Source organism: Pseudomonas sp. F-14 TE3482, from assembly GCF_053629455.1.
In genome coordinates this window covers 6243771-6260017 of sequence record NZ_JBRJII010000001.1, presented here as the reverse complement: position 1 = coordinate 6260017, position 16247 = coordinate 6243771, and the positions used below count along the sequence as shown (strand labels likewise).

Here is a 16247-nt window from a genome sequence, read left to right as displayed (position 1 = left end):
CGGCTCTGGCCTTGTTTGTTGTTCCCGGAACAAAAATACCGGCGTATCGTTTCCGGTGTTCCTTGCTCCATATCGCTTAACCATGCTCGTCGTAACGGGAGCCGTATGTCGATACCACGCTTGAAGTCTTATCTCTCCATTTTTGCCACCGTGCTGGTGCTCGGTCAGGCGGTCGCTGCGCAAGCGGTCGAGTTGCCTGACTTCACGCAGTTGGTCGAGCAAGCCTCGCCCGCGGTGGTTAACATCAGTACTACCCAGAAGTTGCCGGACCGTAAGGTGTCCAGCGAACAAATGCCTGACCTTGAAGGCTTGCCGCCGATGCTGCGCGAGTTCTTTGAACGGGGCATGCCGCAGCAGCCGCGTTCCCCCCGTGGCGATCGTCAGCGTGAAGCGCAATCCCTGGGCTCGGGCTTTATCATTTCGTCCGACGGTTACATCCTGACCAACAACCATGTGATTGCCGATGCCGACGAGATTCTCGTGCGCCTCGCCGATCGCAGTGAGTTGAAGGCCAAGCTGATCGGTACCGATCCGCGCTCCGATGTCGCTTTGCTGAAAATCGAAGGCAAGGACCTGCCGGTTCTGAAGCTTGGCAAGTCGCAGGACCTGAAAGCCGGTCAGTGGGTCGTGGCCATCGGTTCGCCGTTCGGCTTTGATCACACGGTGACCCAAGGTATCGTCAGCGCCATCGGCCGTAGCCTGCCGAACGAAAACTATGTGCCGTTCATCCAGACCGACGTGCCGATCAACCCGGGTAACTCCGGTGGTCCGCTGTTCAACCTGGCCGGTGAAGTGGTCGGCATCAACTCGCAGATCTACACCCGTTCCGGCGGCTTCATGGGCGTGTCGTTCGCGATCCCTATCGATGTGGCGATGGACGTTTCCAATCAGCTGAAAAGCGGCGGTAAAGTCAGTCGTGGCTGGTTGGGCGTAGTCATCCAGGAAGTGAACAAGGATCTGGCCGAGTCGTTCGGTCTCGAGAAGCCGGCCGGTGCGCTGGTGGCTCAGATCCAGGATGACGGTCCGGCTGCCAAGGGTGGTCTGCAAGTGGGCGACGTGATCCTCAGCATGAATGGTCAACCGATCGTCATGTCTGCCGATCTTCCGCATCTGGTGGGCGCGCTGAAGGCTGGCTCGAAAGCTGATCTTGAAGTGATCCGCGAAGGCAAGCGCAAGAACGTCGAGTTGACCGTCGGCGCTATCCCTGAGGAAGGCAAAGAGCTGGAAGCCCTGCCTAAATCCAGCGTCGAGCGCAGCAGCAATCGCCTGGGTGTTTCCGTGGTCGAGTTGACCGAAGAGCAGAAGAAAACCCTCGACCTCAAGGGTGGTGTGGTGATCAAGGAAGTTCAGGACGGTCCTGCTGCACTGATCGGACTGCAGCCGGGCGACGTGATCACTCACTTGAACAACCAGGCGATTGGCTCCTCCAAGGAGTTCACGGACATTGCCAAGGCGCTGCCGAAGAACCGCTCGGTGTCGATGCGGGTTCTGCGTCAAGGTCGCGCCAGCTTCATCACCTTCAAACTGGCTGAATAAACCGGTTGTCGGCTGAATAAAAAACCGCCTCGAAAGAGGCGGTTTTTTTGTACCTGGATTTTTTGTTTCTGAAGCGGTCAGCCCATCATGTCCTTGACCATGCGTTCCTGCTCCATCAACTCACGTTGGCGTGCGTCGATGCGCGATGACAGCGGGAAGTTGCTACCAGCCTTGCGCTTGGCGAAGTCCAGTTGCTGGATTGCCTGGCGATAGTCGCCGACCAGCGCAAAGTACTCCGCACGAGCCTGATGCAGACCGATGATGTTGCCCGACAGGCCACGAGTCTCGGCCACCATGTACCAGACGTCCGGATCATCGGGTCGGGTCTTGAGCAGGGTCTCCAGTGCTTTTTCCGCATCGGCCGCTCGATTTTGCTTGAGCAGCAGGTCGACGCGCACCTGATTCAGCGGGTAGTTGCCGGGGTATTGAGTGAGCATCCGGTCGACCCGAGATTGAGCATCGGGCAGACGATTATTGGTGATGTCGAGATCGACCTGCGCCAGATTGTAGATAATCTCGTTCGGCGATTTGGCCAGCAGCAGCTTGAGGTTCTCCCGAGCCTCATTCAGCTGGCCGCCCTTGATCTGGGCGATCGCGAGGCCATAGCGCGCGACGTCATTTTTCGGGTTTTCATCGAGTTGGGCCCGAAAACGCTTGGCGCCCAGGCCTGGGGTTTCTTCATAGATCAGTTGCACACGTGCGCGAATCAGCTGATAACGCATGCTGTCTTCGATACCGCCCGGTTTGGCCTGTTCGGCACGGTTGCGGGTGTCGGCGATCCGCGATTCGGTTACCGGGTGCGTCAGCAGGAATTCTGGTGGCTTGGCGTCGAAGCGGTATTGGCGCATCAGCCGTTCGAACATGGTCGGCATCGAGCGCGGGTCGTAGCCGGCCTTTTCCAGATTCATGATGCCGATACGGTCGGCTTCCTGTTCGTTCTGGCGCGAGAAGCGTCGTTGTTCCTGAATCGCCGCTGCCTGGGTGCCGGCAATGGCCGCGATCCCTGCATCGCCTGCACCGGCCGCAGCAATCACGATGCCAGCCAGCAGCCCAGCCATCATGGGCACTTGCATGCGTTGCGACGCTTCGACACCGCGGGCGAAGTGACGCTGCGACAAGTGAGCCAGTTCGTGGGCCATTACCGAAGCATATTCACCCTCGGTCTGGGCATTGAGGAACAAGCCACCGTTGACGCCGACGATTCCGCCCGGCGCGGCAAAAGCGTTGAGCTGCGGGCTGTTGATCAGGATGAACTCCAGACGCCGGTCATTGACCTGGCTGGTTTCTACCAAACGGTAGACGCTGGATTCGACGTAATCCTTGAGCTGCGGATCGTTGAGTTGCGACACCTGACTGCGCAACAGCGCCAGCCAGGCACGGCCCAATTGGTGTTCCTGTTGCGGCGAGACGATGGCAGAACTGGCGTCACCAAGTGACGGCAAGTCGTCGGCGAAGCCCGGTGAGGCGAGCAGGCAAGCGAGCGTCAGCAGGGTAGGGCGCAAAAAAGTCATGCACAAAGCCTTAGTCGACAAAGACCTTACTGTAGCCGGACACTACGCTTGGGACCAGATATTCTAAGCGGCTTAACCCCCGCCCCGGAGTGATTCAATGACTGACGCAGTAACCCACGACGCCGAACTGGACGCCAGCGGTCTGAATTGTCCGTTGCCGTTGCTCAAAGCCAAACTGGAGCTCAACCGACTGGCCAGCGGAGCGGTACTCAAGGTGATCGCCACCGATGCAGGTTCCCAGCGCGACTTTCGCACCTTTGCCCGATTGGCCGGTCATACGCTGCTTCGTGAAGAAGATGAGGCGGGCGTTTACCGCTATTGGTTGAAAAAAGCCTGAAACCTGCTGCGTTCGTTTCTAAGGATTATTGATGTTCAAGGTGTTACGCGACTGGATTCAGCGCTATTTCTCGGATGAAGAAGCCGTGGTGCTGGCGGTGCTGCTGTTTCTGGCATTTACCGCGGTGCTCACCCTGGGTGGAATGCTCGCGCCAGTATTGGCCGGTATGGTGCTGGCGTATCTGATGCAGGGCCTGGTGGTGACCCTCGAGCGCCTGCGCGTGCCGGGTGGCGTGGCGGTGGGGCTGGTTTTCGCGTTATTCATGGGGTTGTTGCTGGTCTTTATCATCGTCGTGGTGCCACTGCTCTGGCACCAACTGATCACGTTGTTCAACGAATTGCCCGGCATGCTCGCCAAGTGGCAGTCGCTGCTGTTGCTGCTGCCCGAGCGCTATCCGCATCTGGTGTCGGATGAGCAAGTACTGCAGGCGATCGACGTGGCGAGGGGCGAGATCGGCAAGTTCGGCCAGTGGGCGCTGACATTTTCGCTGTCGAGCCTGCCGCTGCTGGTGAACATCATGATCTACCTGGTGCTGGTCCCGATACTGGTGTTCTTCTTTCTCAAGGACCGGGAGATGATCGGCCAGTGGGTCCGAGGTTATCTTCCGCGCGAGCGGGCGCTGATTACCCGGGTCGCCCAGGAAATGAACCGGCAGATCGCCAATTACATTCGTGGCAAGGTCATCGAAATCTTCATTTGCGGTGGCGTGACCTACATCGCGTTCGTGGCGCTGGGGCTCAACTATTCGGCGCTGCTGGCGTTGCTGGTGGGTGTGTCGGTAGTGGTGCCTTACGTCGGGGCGGTGGTGGTGACTGTGCCAGTGCTGCTGATTGCACTGTTCCAGTGGGGCTGGAGCGATCAGTTCATCTATTTGATGGCGGTCTACGGGATCATCCAGACACTGGACGGCAACGTGCTGGTGCCGCTGCTGTTCTCGGAAGCGGTCAACCTGCACCCGGTGGCGATCATTTGCGCGGTGCTGTTGTTTGGTGGGTTGTGGGGCTTTTGGGGGGTATTCTTTGCGATTCCCCTGGCGACGCTGTTCAAGGCTGTGCTGGATGCCTGGCCGCGCAAGGAACCGATGGTGGCGCCGCTGCTTTAACGGTCAGTACTGGTTATGCGGTGAGGCTGATGGCCCCATCCCGAGCAGGCTCGGTCCCACAAAGTTTGCGCAAATCCTGTGGGAGCGAGCCTGCTCGCGATGGCGTCCGAACGGGCACTAAATGAATCAGGCCTTGTTCAGCGCCTGAGCAGCAGCCAAAACCGCATCCACATGCCCCGGCACCTTCACGCCGCGCCATTCCTGACGCAGTACTCCGTTCTTGTCGATCAGGAACGTGCTGCGATCAACGCCCATGTATTCCTTGCCGTAGAGCTTTTTCAGCTTGATCACGTCGAATTGCTGGCATAGCGCTTCTTCCTTGTCACTGATCAGCTCGAAGGTGAACGCCTGCTTGGCCTTGAAGTTCTCATGGGATTTCAGACTGTCGCGAGACACGCCGAAAACTTCGGTATTGGCGGCTTTAAAGGCATCGAGCTGATCACGAAAACCCTGGCCCTGGGTGGTGCAGCCTGGCGTGCTGTCCTTCGGATAGAAGTAAATCACCACTTGCTTGCCTTTGAGGCCCGCGAGGCTGACGGATTGCCCGCTGGTGGCGGGTGCTTCGAAGTCGGCAACCGGTTGGTCGATGGCTACGGCCATGAAAGCTTCCTTACATTGGGTTTTGTGGGCGCCACGGTTCAATCAGTGCGTCCAGGTTCATGGCGTCGGCAAAATCCAGGAACTGGTCACGCAACCAGCTGATCTGGGTGCCGGCCGGCAAGGTCACGGTGAACGTGGCGTTAAGCATGGTGCCGCCGGTCTGCGGAGCCTGATAGGTGTCGCAGGTCAGGTTCTCCAGTTCGACGTTGTGATCCATGAAGAACTGGCACAGCTCGTTGATGATGTCCGGACGGTAGGCCGAGCTGACGTAGGCAACGTATGGCAGGGCCTGGGGACGGTTCTCCAGGGCCGCGCTGCGAACCACGTTAACGGTGAAGGCGTGCCGTTTGGCCAGCACTGGCAGGCTGCCCTCGAGGCGCGCCAGGGCGTCCCAACTGCCGGAGATCTCGAGGATCAGCGCACTGCATTCGCCATGGCGGGTCAGACGAGAGGTGACCACGGCACAGCGGTTTTCATGGCTGGCACGGCACAGGACGTTAGTCAGCTCCATGGGGTTGGCGCCGAGGGCACTGATGACAAGGAATTGTTCGCGAACTGTGGGGGTGGACATGCAGCATTCCTAAAGCGATGAGCGGTCGATACTTTTAAGGGCTTTTTTTACCGGGACGAGCCTGCGGATGCGAATTCAGAAAACCCGGCCGAAGGTTGCGACGTGCTCCAGAGTGGCGAGAGCGAGGGGTGGCAACGCTGGATCGGGGCTTGTGATGCCGAAAATGGAGGCTGGAACACGGCGTACGAGCTTATCAGTACCGATCAAAGTCTGAAGGGTAGCGAAAAGCAGCGCCAAGGGGAATGGCAGCAGCGCAGTACTTCGCTTGTACAAGCATCTTGGCGCCAGTACCATTACCGCTCTCTTTTTCCGGCAGGAGCGGTTGCATGATTGCGGGCAGTATGGTGGCACTGGTCACACCCATGGATGCACAGGGTCGTCTCGACTGGGACAGCCTGAGCAAACTGGTGGACTTCCACCTGCAAGAGGGCACCAACGCCATCGTGGCGGTCGGCACTACAGGTGAGTCGGCCACGCTTGACGTAAACGAACACATCGAAGTGATTCGTCGCGTGGTTGCCCAGGTTGCAGGGCGTATTCCGGTGATCGCCGGTACGGGCGCCAATTCGACGCGCGAAGCGATCGAACTGACGACCAACGCGAAGAACGCCGGCGCCGACGCGTGCCTGCTGGTAACCCCTTATTACAACAAGCCGACGCAAGAAGGCCTGTACTTGCACTTCAAAGCAATCGCCGAAGCCGTCGACATCCCGCAGATTCTCTACAACGTGCCGGGCCGTACCGCATGCGACATGCAGGCCGAGACGGTGATCCGCCTGTCGACCGTGAAGAACATCATCGGCATCAAGGAAGCCACGGGCGACCTGCAGCGCGCCAAGGACATCCTGTCCGGCGTGAGCAGCGACTTCCTGGTGTATTCCGGTGACGACGCGACCGCGGTCGAGCTGATGCTTCTCGGCGGCAAGGGCAATATTTCGGTGACCGCCAACGTCGCACCGCGCGCCATGAGCGAGTTGTGTGCCGCGGCCATGGCCGGTGATGCCGTCAAAGCCCGGGCGATCCATGAAAAGCTGATGCCGCTCAATAAAACCCTGTTTATCGAATCCAACCCTATTCCCGTGAAATGGGCACTGCATGAAATGGGCTTGATGCCGGACGGTATCCGTCTGCCGCTCACCTGGCTCAGTGCTGCCTGTCACGAACCGCTGCGGCAGGCCATGCGCCAGTCCGGCGTCCTGGTTTAATTGAGGAAGTACTACGCATGAAGCGATTGGCCGGACTTTCCGCACTTGCCTTGATCATCTCCAGCACCAGTGGCTGCGGATGGGTCTGGGGCCCGGAAGGTTATTTCCGTGACCGCGGTAGCGACTACCTGGAAGCGCAACAGACTGCACCGATGCAACTGCCACCGGACGTCAGCACCGCCAAGCGCCTGGATCCGCTGTTGCCGATCCCGCGCAACGTGGCCGACGACACCGCCAAGGGCGAATACATCGTGCCTCGTCCGCAGCCGTTGTCGGCCGCGGCTGATGCCAGCGACTACACCCTGCAGAAGAGCGGCGATTCGCGTTGGGTCATGGCCCAGCATCCACCGGCCGAAGTCTGGCCTGTGGCCGTGCAGTTCTTCCAGGACAACGGTTTCCGTCTGGACGAGCAACGCCCGCAAACCGGCGAATTCACCACCACTTGGCAGCGTTCCGACGAACTGTCCGCAGCAATGGCCAAGCGCCTGAGCGCAGCCGGTGTCGGCGCCGACAGTGAAAGCCGTGTGCGGGTGCGTATCGAGCCAGGCGTGCAGCGCAACACCAGTGAAGTCTACGTGGTCAGCGCCGAGCGTCCTGCCGGCAGTACCGCCAATGTGGATTTCACCAATCGTTCGGTTAACACCGGCCTGGACGCAGCACTGGTCGACGACATGCTCGCGAGCATGAGCCGCACCTCGGAGAAGGGCGGTTCGGTCTCCATGCTGGCCTCTCGTGATTTCGATACGCCAAGTCGTGTCAGCCTGACCGAAGATGGCAGCGGCAACCCGGTGCTCAACGTCGGTTCCGACCTGGATCGCGCCTGGTCGAGTGTCGGTCGTGCGCTGGAACAGGGCGAATGGCGTGTTGAAGACATCAACCGCAGCCTGGGCCTGTACTACATCAACCTCGCCGAAAAAGCCGAGAAAAAGGACGAGAAGCCAGGTTTCTTCAGCGGTCTGTTCGGCAGCAAGCCGGACAAGGAAGAAGTTGAAGCTCGCGCCGAGCGTTATCAGGTTCGCCTGAGCAAGGTTGGCGAGAACGTGCAAGTCACCGTCGAGAAAAACATCAACACCGTGGCGCCAGCAGACGTGGCGCGTAAAGTGCTGAGCGTGATTCAGGACAACCTGGGCTGATCACATGCGTTTTGCCGTTCTCGGCAGCGGTAGCCAAGGGAACGGCACGCTGATAGCCAGCGACGACACGTATGTACTGGTGGATTGTGGTTTCTCCCTGCGAGAAACCGAAAAACGCCTGCTGCGACTGGGTGTGAACCCTTCGCAGCTGAGCGCGATACTCGTGACCCACGAACATGCCGACCACGTGCATGGCGTGGGTTTGCTGTCTCGGCGTTACAATCTGCCTGTCTACCTCAGTCGCGGGACCCTGCGCGGGATGCGCAAACCGATTGAACCCGCAGGCTTTCTGGCTGGCGGCGAGCAACTGCAAATCGGTAATCTGAGCATCGGCGTCATTGCCGTGGCCCATGATGCACAGGAGCCGACGCAGTATGTCTTCAGCGACGGTCAGCGGCGTTTCGGCCTGTTGACCGACCTGGGTTCATATTGCAACAAGGTGCTGGACGGCTACCGGGACCTCGATGCATTGATGATCGAGTCCAATCATTGCCGTGACATGCTGGCTCGCGGTCACTACCCGTACTTTCTCAAGCAACGGGTGGGCGGTGAATTGGGACATTTGAACAACCATCAGGCGGCATTCCTGGTGGCCGAGTTGGGCTGGCAAGGCCTGCAACATCTGGTCCTGGCCCATCTGAGCAGCAAGAACAACCTGCCGCAGCTGGCCCGGCAATGTTTTGTCGACACCCTCGGGTGCGACCCGGACTGGCTGCAACTGGCCGATCAAGATTCAGGGCTCGACTGGCGACATATCGCCTAGCCCACCTACTTAGCAAGCGGAGCCCATCATGGAAAAACGTGAAGAACTCTACCGCGGCAAAGCCAAATCGGTTTACAAGACCGATGACGCTGACCGCTTGATCCTGCTGTTTCGCAACGACACCTCGGCGTTCGACGGCAAGCGCATCGAGCAGCTCGACCGCAAAGGCATGGTGAACAACAAGTTCAACGCCTTCATCATGCAGAAACTCGAAGCAGCCGGCGTGCCGACTCAATTCGACAAACTGCTAGGCGACAACGAATGCCTGGTGAAGAAGCTCGACATGATCCCGGTCGAATGCGTCGTGCGTAACTATGCCGCCGGCAGCCTGGTCAAGCGTCTGGGCGTCGAAGAAGGCATGAAGCTCAACCCTTACACCTTCGAACTGTTCCTGAAGGACGACGCCAAGGGCGACCCGTTCATCAACGAATCCCACGTCGTGGCATTCGGTTGGGGCACCGCCGAGCAACTGGTTCGCATGAAAGAACTGTCGCTCAAGGTCAACGAAGTCCTGAGCAAACTGTTCGACGACGCCGGCCTGCTGCTGGTCGACTTCAAACTGGAATTCGGCGTGTTCTCCGACGGCTCCATCGTCCTGGGCGACGAGTTCAGCCCGGACGGCTGCCGTCTGTGGGACAAGGCCACCGGCAAGAAAATGGACAAGGACCGCTTCCGTCAGGGCCTCGGTGACGTCATCGAAGCTTACGAAGAAGTCGCCAATCGTCTGGGCGTACCGCTTTAATCGACGCAAGCATCTGATAGCACGGAAAAATTTCGCTTAGGGGGTTCGCTTCCGGCAAAAGTGTTGTTATGATGCGCGCCGTTGGAGAGATGCCAGAGTGGCCGAATGGGACGGATTCGAAATCCGTTGTACCTTCACCGGTACCTAGGGTTCGAATCCCTATCTCTCCGCCATACATAAAAAGCCCCGTAGATGAAAATCTACGGGGCTTTTTCGTTTGCGCGGATTTTTCCGACCGGCCACTTTCACTTCATTTGCCTCAGGTTTTCCGCGTCGGATAAATCAGCTCAACAGCGTAAGAAAAATATGCCTGTTCCCGAGAAAAGTACCTCCACTGAGTCGCTTTAATTACCACCCCCTGTATTTGTTGATCACTTCGTGAATCAAGAGGTTATCTTCGAAATATCCCCTCACATTGAAAGACATTGCCGCCAATATTCCTCATCTACTCTGGTTCTGCAGGTCACTGACCTGTCGTAATCAGCAGTCGCAAGGAGCGATCAATGTATTTTGAGATTTACAGGCAAACCCGTGGTATCGCACAAACTGGCAAGGGCCAATGGCGCTGGCGTTTGCGGGCGGGGAATCATGAAACGATTGCCAGTGGGGAGGCTTACGTCAACAAGTCTGATTGCGTGCATGCCATCAGTTTGATCAAAGGGACTCATGATCAGACCCCGGTCAAGGAGATATAGACTCCAGGGCGGTGAAGCTGCTCAGTCAGAGCAGCTTCTTTATTTTCCGAACGCTCGTATAAGTCCCGGATTTTCAGGGATCGGGGGGCCGCGGCCTGCCAGTCAATGCCAAGCGCAAATTGCCGCGACACATCCAACCCGGTATTTTGCGTGCAGACGCCTTGGACACACCGCTGACCCTTGATGAATATTGCGTGCGGTCGCAGGTGTTGGTGTCTCACACCGCCAAAGCGATCCATCCGCTGTGCCATTGAGCAGGGCGGCGCTGTGTTATATGTACGAACTTTCTACCAATCTTCACAGGAGCCCCGTTATGCCTCACCTGCACATGGAATACACCGCTAACTTGCCCGAACTGAATGCCGACGTGGCGTTGATGCGACTCAACAATGCGTTGATGGCTTCCGGTCAGTTTGCGGCCGAGCTCGATATCAAGAGCCGTGCAGTAAAGGTCGAGAGCTTCAAGGTTGGCACCGCACTGGGCGAGCGGGCTTTTGTGCATATCAAGCTGGCACTGTTGAGCGGGCGTTCGGCAGAGATCAAGAAGCAGTTGTCACAAAGCCTGTTGGCGGTGTTGCAGGACTTGTGCGAATGGCCGGCCAACGTAGAAGTGCAGTTGTGTGCGGAAATTCTGGATATTGATCGCGAGTCCTACACCAAGACGGCCATCGGACTCTGACAGATCAGGTCAGGGGGTGCAGAGCAAACCCTGTTCTGCGCAGGCTTTGACCACTTGCTCGCGAAGCCACGTATTGGCGCTGTCCTGATCGCTGGCTTCGCTCCATTGCATGTCGAGGATAAATCCTGGCAAGCCCTTTGATGCTTCGCAATGACTGAATACCGCGTCATTGGCCAGCAGCGTTTGAATGCGCCGCGGTAGCGTCAGGATGAGATCGGTGCCGGTGATCATCTTGAGGGCTGCCCTGTAGCTGGCGGGTTGCGCGATAAGCTGTCGTTTGTGATCGACACTGTGGGTGTCGAAGGTCTTGTGTGGAGAGAGCACGTGACGATGTTCAATGGATCGCAAATTTGGGCGTAATTGCGGCGGAGTTACGCGTTTATCGAAGACGTAAACCAGCTCGTCTTCAACCAGCCTCCGGGATTTGAAGTCAGTGTGGCTGTGTTGAAAGTCGTGGCCGACGCAGATCACCAGATCGAGACTGTCGTCACGCCGTTCATCGATGGGCGGAGCGGTATCGAGTTTTTGCACATTGACGATCACCGGCAGGTTGGCGAAGTCGAAGTTCCTCAACAGCCGCGGTAGTACCAGCAGTTCGAAGTATTCCGGCGCGCAAATGTTGAAGGTGACGGCTTTTAGAGTCGGATCAAAGGCTTGAGCACCGGAATGGCAGAAGTTGATGCCTTCCAGAATCTTCAGCACATGCTCGTGCATAGTGGTGGCTTTGTAGGTTGGACGCATTCCTGATCGGGTGTTGATGAACAAATCATCTTCGAAGCCGGTGCGCAGCTTTTTCAGCGAATAGCTGACGGTGGACTGGCTGACCCCAAGGGTTTCGGAGACGGCGGTGACGCTGTTTTGTGCATACACGGCGACGAACACCATGAGGTCCTGCATATCGAGCTTTCTAAGTAAATTGCTGTTAAGCATGTGACCCATTTCTATGAACTCCCTGTCCTGTTTTGAATGCGATCCAACAGGATAACGGAACGATAGTGCCAGGAAAATGGCTTGTAGGAAGCTTCATTGTCAGATGTGGGACACAACGTGTAGGTAACACGACCTACACATCACTGGCCTGAGGGGGGGGGGCGGGATTTTCTGGATCAGCGCAGATTGCTCGAAGGTGACCTGTATCGAGTGCCAGGTGCTGTATCTCACCGGCCAAGCGCTGAAGTTACGCCCAGACACTTGGCTGCTGTCGGTCAGTAAAGTGAAGTCTTATTACAGTAATCCGTCCTGCGCACACACGCTGACAATTTGTTCGCGAAACCAGTTATTGGCGCTGTCTTGACCTGGTTTCTCGTTCCACAACATGTCCAGTGTGAAGTTCGGTAAACCCGTCGGTGGTTTGCAATGGCTGAATCTGGCTTCATTGCTGATCAGCATCTGGATGCGTCGAGGCAGAGTGAGAACAAAATCGGTTCCGGGGATCATGTTGAGTGCCGCAACGTAACTATTAGCTCGTGCGACAATTTGGCGGGTGTAGCCCAATTTGCTGAGCCAGCCATCCACCATGTTGGTGTCTGAAGTCCAAGGAGTCGGGAAGATATGCTGGCGTGCGACAAAGGTGTCCAGGCTGAACTCGCCCTCTGGAGGCGCATAGTCTTTATCGACGACGCAGACCAGGTCATCTTCCAGCAGCACTTGTGATTTCAAATTTTTAGCACTGTGATGAAAGTTGGGCCCGAAACAAATTGCCAGATCGAAACGGCCATCCATAAGTTCGTCGTTAGGGATGTCTATGTGGAGTTTCTGGATATTTACTATGACCGGAAAACTACTGCCGATAAAGCGTTTCAATAAGTTTGGAAGTATAAGAAGTTCAAAATATTCAGGTGCGCAAATATTAAAAGTGATCTCTTTTTGCGCCGGGTCGAATGAGTGTAGTCCGGAATGGCATATATTTATGCTCTTCAGGATTTTGAGAACATGGCTGTACATTGTGGCGGCTTTGTGTGTTGGCCACATGCCATTGCGGGTATTGATGAAGAGCTCGTCCTCGAAACTCGTGCGAAGCTTTTTCAAGCAGTAGCTTACCGTGGACTGGCTGACGCAGAGGGTTTCGGAGACCTCGGTGACGCTTCTTTGTTCATACACAGCCACGAAAACCATAAGGTCCTGCATATCCAGTTTTCGTAGCAGATTGCTATTAAGCATAAAGGTCCATCTCGGTGAAAATCCATGTGTGTCACGTTACGTCGTGTTTTGTGACAAGGTTGTTTATTTATATATTAGTGGAAGCAATTGGTTTTTTAAATAGTCTGTAGGAGATTTCCTCAATATATTCTCGTTCCACTTAGAGAGAACCCTGACCAGGGATAGGAGGGCGAAGTGTTGGTACGCGTCACGGAAAGTCAAACGCCGTTATGGATGCAGGCGACTGAAGTTGTGAAAGAAAAGTTTCGCAGCTCTTATAAGGCATCCGTAGAGCCAAGCCCGCAGTATTTTGCGGTCACCCAAGACAGTGAGGAGCGCATTCTTTCTTGCGCCGGTATAACTTTTGCGGATCATCGCACACTGTTTTCGGAGCAATACCTGTCGCAACCGATAGAAGCGATTCTGTCCCAGCGTTATGAAAAAATGATCGATCGATCAGTTATTGCTGAAATAGGGAGTTTGATTTCTCATCATCGGACAGCCGGGATGATCATGGTCAACATGGTTCCGTTGTTGGCCTGGTGCATGGGGGCTCAATATTTGCTTTGCACCGTCACACCTCGGGTCCGGCAAATGATGGAGAGCTGTCAGATCGATTTCGAACCGCTGCTCACAGCGGACCCTCAACGTCTGGCCGACGATGGTGGCAAGAACTGGGGTACCTACTACTCGAAATTACCTGTCACCGGTTTTATCCGCGTGGACCCGAAACGTTCGCGATTCGCCGCTATGACCCTCGGTACTTTGTTCACCCAGCTGTCGACCGATTTGCCGGCGAGGGCGCAGCCATGAGCGGTCATTTCATTGCTGACTTGCGGCTTGCATTGCAGGTCAATCGTCAGAAGGTCTGCGCTATCGATTGTGCTCCGACCGGCCTGGAACACGCCGCTGTCATGACCTATGGCGAGCTGGAATCCCGGGCGCTGAATCTGGCGGCAGAACTGCAGCGGCGCTTCGACTCGGCCGCTCATGGCGATCACGTTGTGCTGGGGATTGCGACGCGTAATAGCAGTGACTGGTTGATTGCCGATCTGGCTTGCCTGTTTGCCGGCATTACCGCATTGCCTTTGCCGCTGGCATTCAGTCAGTCCCAGGCCGAACACCTTGCCGAGCGTTGTGACGGGTTTCTGGTGGATGCCGCAGGCGAGCGGACGCTGGCTGAGCGGTGGAGGCTGGACTTTCCCGACAGCCGTCTCAGGCGTATCAGTGAACCTGCCCTGGAGCAGCCGTTGTTGCGAGAACCGGACGGCGATAGTGCATGGATCTGCAAAATCATTCATACCTCGGGGACTACCAGTCGGCCCAAGGGCGTGCGCCTGAGCACGGCGGCGGTGGGGGCGGTATTGACTTCCCTGCGCCAGTGGATGCCGGTCGATGCCCATCGCAGCTATCTGTCACTGGTGCCATTGAGCCTGCTGCTGGAACAAGTGACCGCCGCGTATTTACCGCTGCTGGCCGGTGGGACCGTGTATTTCCTGCCTGAAGGCGAAGCACTGCTGGGGGAACCGGGGATGTCGCCGCAGCGCTTGATCGAATGGATCCTGCAGGTCGAACCGACGGCCTTGACGGTGCCACCGGTGATGCTCAATCGCTTTCACGAGCTATTGACCCAAGGCGGCGCGCAAGGCGAGCGCCTGTCTCGTTACCTGCGTTCGGGGGTGCATATAACCTGCGGCGGCGCGGCCGTCAGCATCGATATTCTGCATGCCCTCGCCGAGGATGGTATTGCGGTGTTCCAGGGTTACGGGCTCTCCGAGAACGCCTCGGTCGTCAGTATGAATACCTTGCAGCACCAACGCCTGGGCAGTGTGGGCAGGCCGTTGCCGCATGTTCAGGTGCGCATCGGTGCCGACCAGACGATTGAGGTCAAGAGCAGTTCGTTGTTCAGCGGCTACTCGGGCAAGGATCCGAGCGCCTGTTCGATGTCCGACGATGGCTGGATGGACACCGGGGATCTGGGAGAACTGGATGCTGATGGCTATCTCTATGTTCGCGGTCGCAAGAAAAATGTGATCTGCCTGCCCAATGGCCGCAACGTCAGCCCGGAACAGGTCGAGTTGGAATACCGCGAATACCCCGGTGTGCGCGATGCCGCTGTGTTTTTCGATGAGGCCCAGGGGCTGGTGGCGTTGTTGTGTGTTGAATCGGCACCGGATCGCGATGAGCTGGCCAGCTGGTCAGCCCGGCGCTTTTCCGACATCGAGCGCCCGAGTCGCCTGTGGTTGCTGACCAAGGATGATCCATTGCTCGAGCAACTCTACACCGTCACCGGCCGTCCAAAACGCGCCGACATCGCTACTGTTTTCGCCAATCTGCAAGGGAATGCATCTGATGAACACGCCTGCCTATCATTGTGAAAGCCCCGATGTATCCATTATTGAGCCGCGCCATTTTGCAAGCCTGGGCAAGGCCGAGCTGTACGACTTGCTGGGGCATTACGGCGTCGTCCTGTTACGTAACTGCATCCACAACCCCGAGGATTTCAGCGCCTATGTGAAGCAGAACAGCTCGCGACTGAGCCTCGACCCGGCTCGTGTCATGGTCGGTGGAGCCGCGCAGTTGGTGGATGCGGGCCGCCAGGCGATCGGTCTGCATTGCGAAAATGGTAACTCACCGTTCTGGCCGGACATCACCTGGTTTTATTGCCAGGAAGCGCCGCGCACCGGTTCGCAAACCACCCTGTGCGACGGTGAGAAAGTACTGGCGAAGCTGTCATCCGCCTGCCGCACATTTTTCGAAGACAACCCGATTCGCTACAGCCGCACCGTTGCCGGCGACAAATGGCGCCGGCTGGTTTGCCATTATTCGCCAGCGCTCTCGGACCCGGCGGCGGTCAGGATCGAAGATCTGATGCAGATCATCGGCGACGATCCGCAGACACAGATCTCCTTCAATCCGCTTGATGATTCGATTCACTACGCCTTCAGTACCCCGGCGATTCTGGTCTCCGAATTCAGCCAGCGTCCGGCGTTTGCCAACAGTATTCTCGGGCCGTCCTTCAACTATGAAGTGCCAGTGATCGATACCTCGTCCGGGCTGCCCATTCCCGGCGAATTCCTGCACGAAATCGCCGAGGTTTCCGCGCAATACACCTACCCGGTCGGCTGGCGTGACCACGACATGGTGATGATCGACAACCGTCGGGTAATGCACGGTCGTGAGGCCATCGTTGATGAGCGCCGCCGTATCTTCAACGCCCTGAGCTACCGCTGA

General features: G+C 57.2%; 17 protein-coding genes, 1 tRNA gene and 1 pseudogene. 14 read left to right on the top strand and 5 right to left on the bottom strand.

Annotated features, from left to right (window positions below; genetic code table 11):
• Positions 1-105 precede the first annotated feature (105 nt).
• Complete coding sequence (locus AB7M26_RS28450) at positions 106-1536, top strand: DegQ family serine endoprotease (protein WP_007898652.1); 1431 nt, start codon at positions 106-108, stop codon at positions 1534-1536.
• 77 nt (positions 1537-1613) lie between these two features.
• Here the strand turns inward: AB7M26_RS28450 and AB7M26_RS28445 are convergent, their stop codons facing one another.
• On the bottom strand, positions 1614-3047 hold the full coding sequence (locus tag AB7M26_RS28445) for a M48 family metalloprotease (RefSeq protein ID WP_429387214.1): 1434 nt from the start codon (positions 3045-3047) through the stop codon (positions 1614-1616).
• Between the two features lie 97 nt (positions 3048-3144).
• Here AB7M26_RS28445 and AB7M26_RS28440 point away from each other — a divergent pair, with 97 nt between their 5' ends.
• Together AB7M26_RS28440 and AB7M26_RS28435 are read left to right on the top strand one after the other, a co-directional pair.
• Positions 3145-3384 (top strand): sulfurtransferase TusA family protein, encoded by a 240-nt coding sequence (locus AB7M26_RS28440; protein WP_007898654.1) that lies wholly within the window; start codon positions 3145-3147, stop codon positions 3382-3384.
• 31 nt (positions 3385-3415) lie between these two features.
• Positions 3416-4486, top strand: a complete 1071-nt coding sequence (locus AB7M26_RS28435; RefSeq protein WP_123499076.1) for an AI-2E family transporter — start codon at positions 3416-3418, stop codon at positions 4484-4486.
• A gap of 126 nt (positions 4487-4612) precedes the next feature.
• Here AB7M26_RS28435 and AB7M26_RS28430 read toward each other — a convergent pair whose 3' ends face one another.
• Both AB7M26_RS28430 and AB7M26_RS28425 read right to left on the bottom strand, forming a co-directional pair.
• On the bottom strand, positions 4613-5086 hold the full coding sequence (locus AB7M26_RS28430) for a peroxiredoxin (RefSeq protein WP_008074467.1): 474 nt from the start codon (positions 5084-5086) through the stop codon (positions 4613-4615).
• A 10-nt stretch (positions 5087-5096) separates the two neighbouring features.
• Positions 5097-5657, bottom strand: coding sequence for a glycine cleavage system protein R (locus AB7M26_RS28425; RefSeq protein WP_007898662.1), 561 nt, complete (start codon positions 5655-5657; stop codon positions 5097-5099).
• Positions 5658-5983: 326 nt separating this feature from the next.
• Between AB7M26_RS28425 and dapA the strand changes: the two genes are divergently transcribed.
• The 8 genes and pseudogenes from dapA (at position 5984) to AB7M26_RS28385 (ending at position 10874) form a co-directional block, all read left to right on the top strand.
• Positions 5984-6862, top strand: coding sequence for a 4-hydroxy-tetrahydrodipicolinate synthase (dapA, locus tag AB7M26_RS28420; RefSeq protein ID WP_123499074.1), 879 nt, complete (start codon positions 5984-5986; stop codon positions 6860-6862).
• Positions 6863-6879: 17 nt separating this feature from the next.
• Positions 6880-7995 (top strand): outer membrane protein assembly factor BamC, encoded by a 1116-nt coding sequence (bamC, locus tag AB7M26_RS28415; RefSeq protein ID WP_123499072.1) that lies wholly within the window; start codon positions 6880-6882, stop codon positions 7993-7995.
• A gap of 4 nt (positions 7996-7999) precedes the next feature.
• The gene (locus AB7M26_RS28410) at positions 8000-8758 is read left to right on the top strand and encodes an MBL fold metallo-hydrolase (protein WP_007898669.1); all 759 of its coding nucleotides are present in this window, start codon (positions 8000-8002) and stop codon (positions 8756-8758) included.
• A gap of 28 nt (positions 8759-8786) precedes the next feature.
• Positions 8787-9500: a phosphoribosylaminoimidazolesuccinocarboxamide synthase gene (purC, locus tag AB7M26_RS28405; RefSeq protein WP_007898671.1), complete on the top strand. Its 714-nt coding sequence runs from the start codon at positions 8787-8789 to the stop codon at positions 9498-9500.
• A gap of 83 nt (positions 9501-9583) precedes the next feature.
• Positions 9584-9673, top strand: a tRNA-Ser gene (locus tag AB7M26_RS28400).
• 330 nt (positions 9674-10003) lie between these two features.
• Positions 10004-10195, top strand: coding sequence for a YegP family protein (locus tag AB7M26_RS28395; RefSeq protein ID WP_008074435.1), 192 nt, complete (start codon positions 10004-10006; stop codon positions 10193-10195).
• An 89-nt stretch (positions 10196-10284) separates the two neighbouring features.
• A pseudogene (locus AB7M26_RS28390) lies at positions 10285-10422 on the top strand (LysR family transcriptional regulator); the annotation flags it as partial.
• 86 nt (positions 10423-10508) lie between these two features.
• Positions 10509-10874 carry a 5-carboxymethyl-2-hydroxymuconate Delta-isomerase gene (locus tag AB7M26_RS28385; RefSeq protein WP_123499069.1) on the top strand — a complete coding sequence of 122 codons (366 nt, stop codon included), beginning with the start codon at positions 10509-10511 and terminating at the stop codon, positions 10872-10874.
• Positions 10875-10883: 9 nt separating this feature from the next.
• On the opposite strand, the gene AB7M26_RS28380 is transcribed toward AB7M26_RS28385, so the two are convergent.
• Positions 10884-11804: a LysR family transcriptional regulator gene (locus tag AB7M26_RS28380; protein WP_123499370.1), complete on the bottom strand. Its 921-nt coding sequence runs from the start codon at positions 11802-11804 to the stop codon at positions 10884-10886.
• A gap of 294 nt (positions 11805-12098) precedes the next feature.
• Complete coding sequence (locus tag AB7M26_RS28375; protein WP_123499067.1) at positions 12099-13034, bottom strand: LysR family transcriptional regulator; 936 nt, start codon at positions 13032-13034, stop codon at positions 12099-12101.
• 174 nt (positions 13035-13208) lie between these two features.
• Between AB7M26_RS28375 and AB7M26_RS28370 the strand changes: the two genes are divergently transcribed.
• Genes AB7M26_RS28370 through AB7M26_RS28360 form a run of 3 tightly spaced genes read left to right on the top strand, consistent with a single transcriptional unit; the run spans position 13209 to position 16247 of the window.
• Positions 13209-13826 carry a thermostable hemolysin gene (locus AB7M26_RS28370; protein WP_123499065.1) on the top strand — a complete coding sequence of 206 codons (618 nt, stop codon included), beginning with the start codon at positions 13209-13211 and terminating at the stop codon, positions 13824-13826.
• Positions 13823-15391: an AMP-binding protein gene (locus AB7M26_RS28365; RefSeq protein ID WP_123499063.1), complete on the top strand. Its 1569-nt coding sequence runs from the start codon at positions 13823-13825 to the stop codon at positions 15389-15391. The genes AB7M26_RS28370 and AB7M26_RS28365 overlap by 4 nt, the downstream gene beginning before the upstream one ends.
• Positions 15366-16247: a TauD/TfdA family dioxygenase gene (locus tag AB7M26_RS28360; RefSeq protein ID WP_123499061.1), complete on the top strand. Its 882-nt coding sequence runs from the start codon at positions 15366-15368 to the stop codon at positions 16245-16247. Before AB7M26_RS28365 ends, AB7M26_RS28360 begins: the two co-directional genes overlap by 26 nt.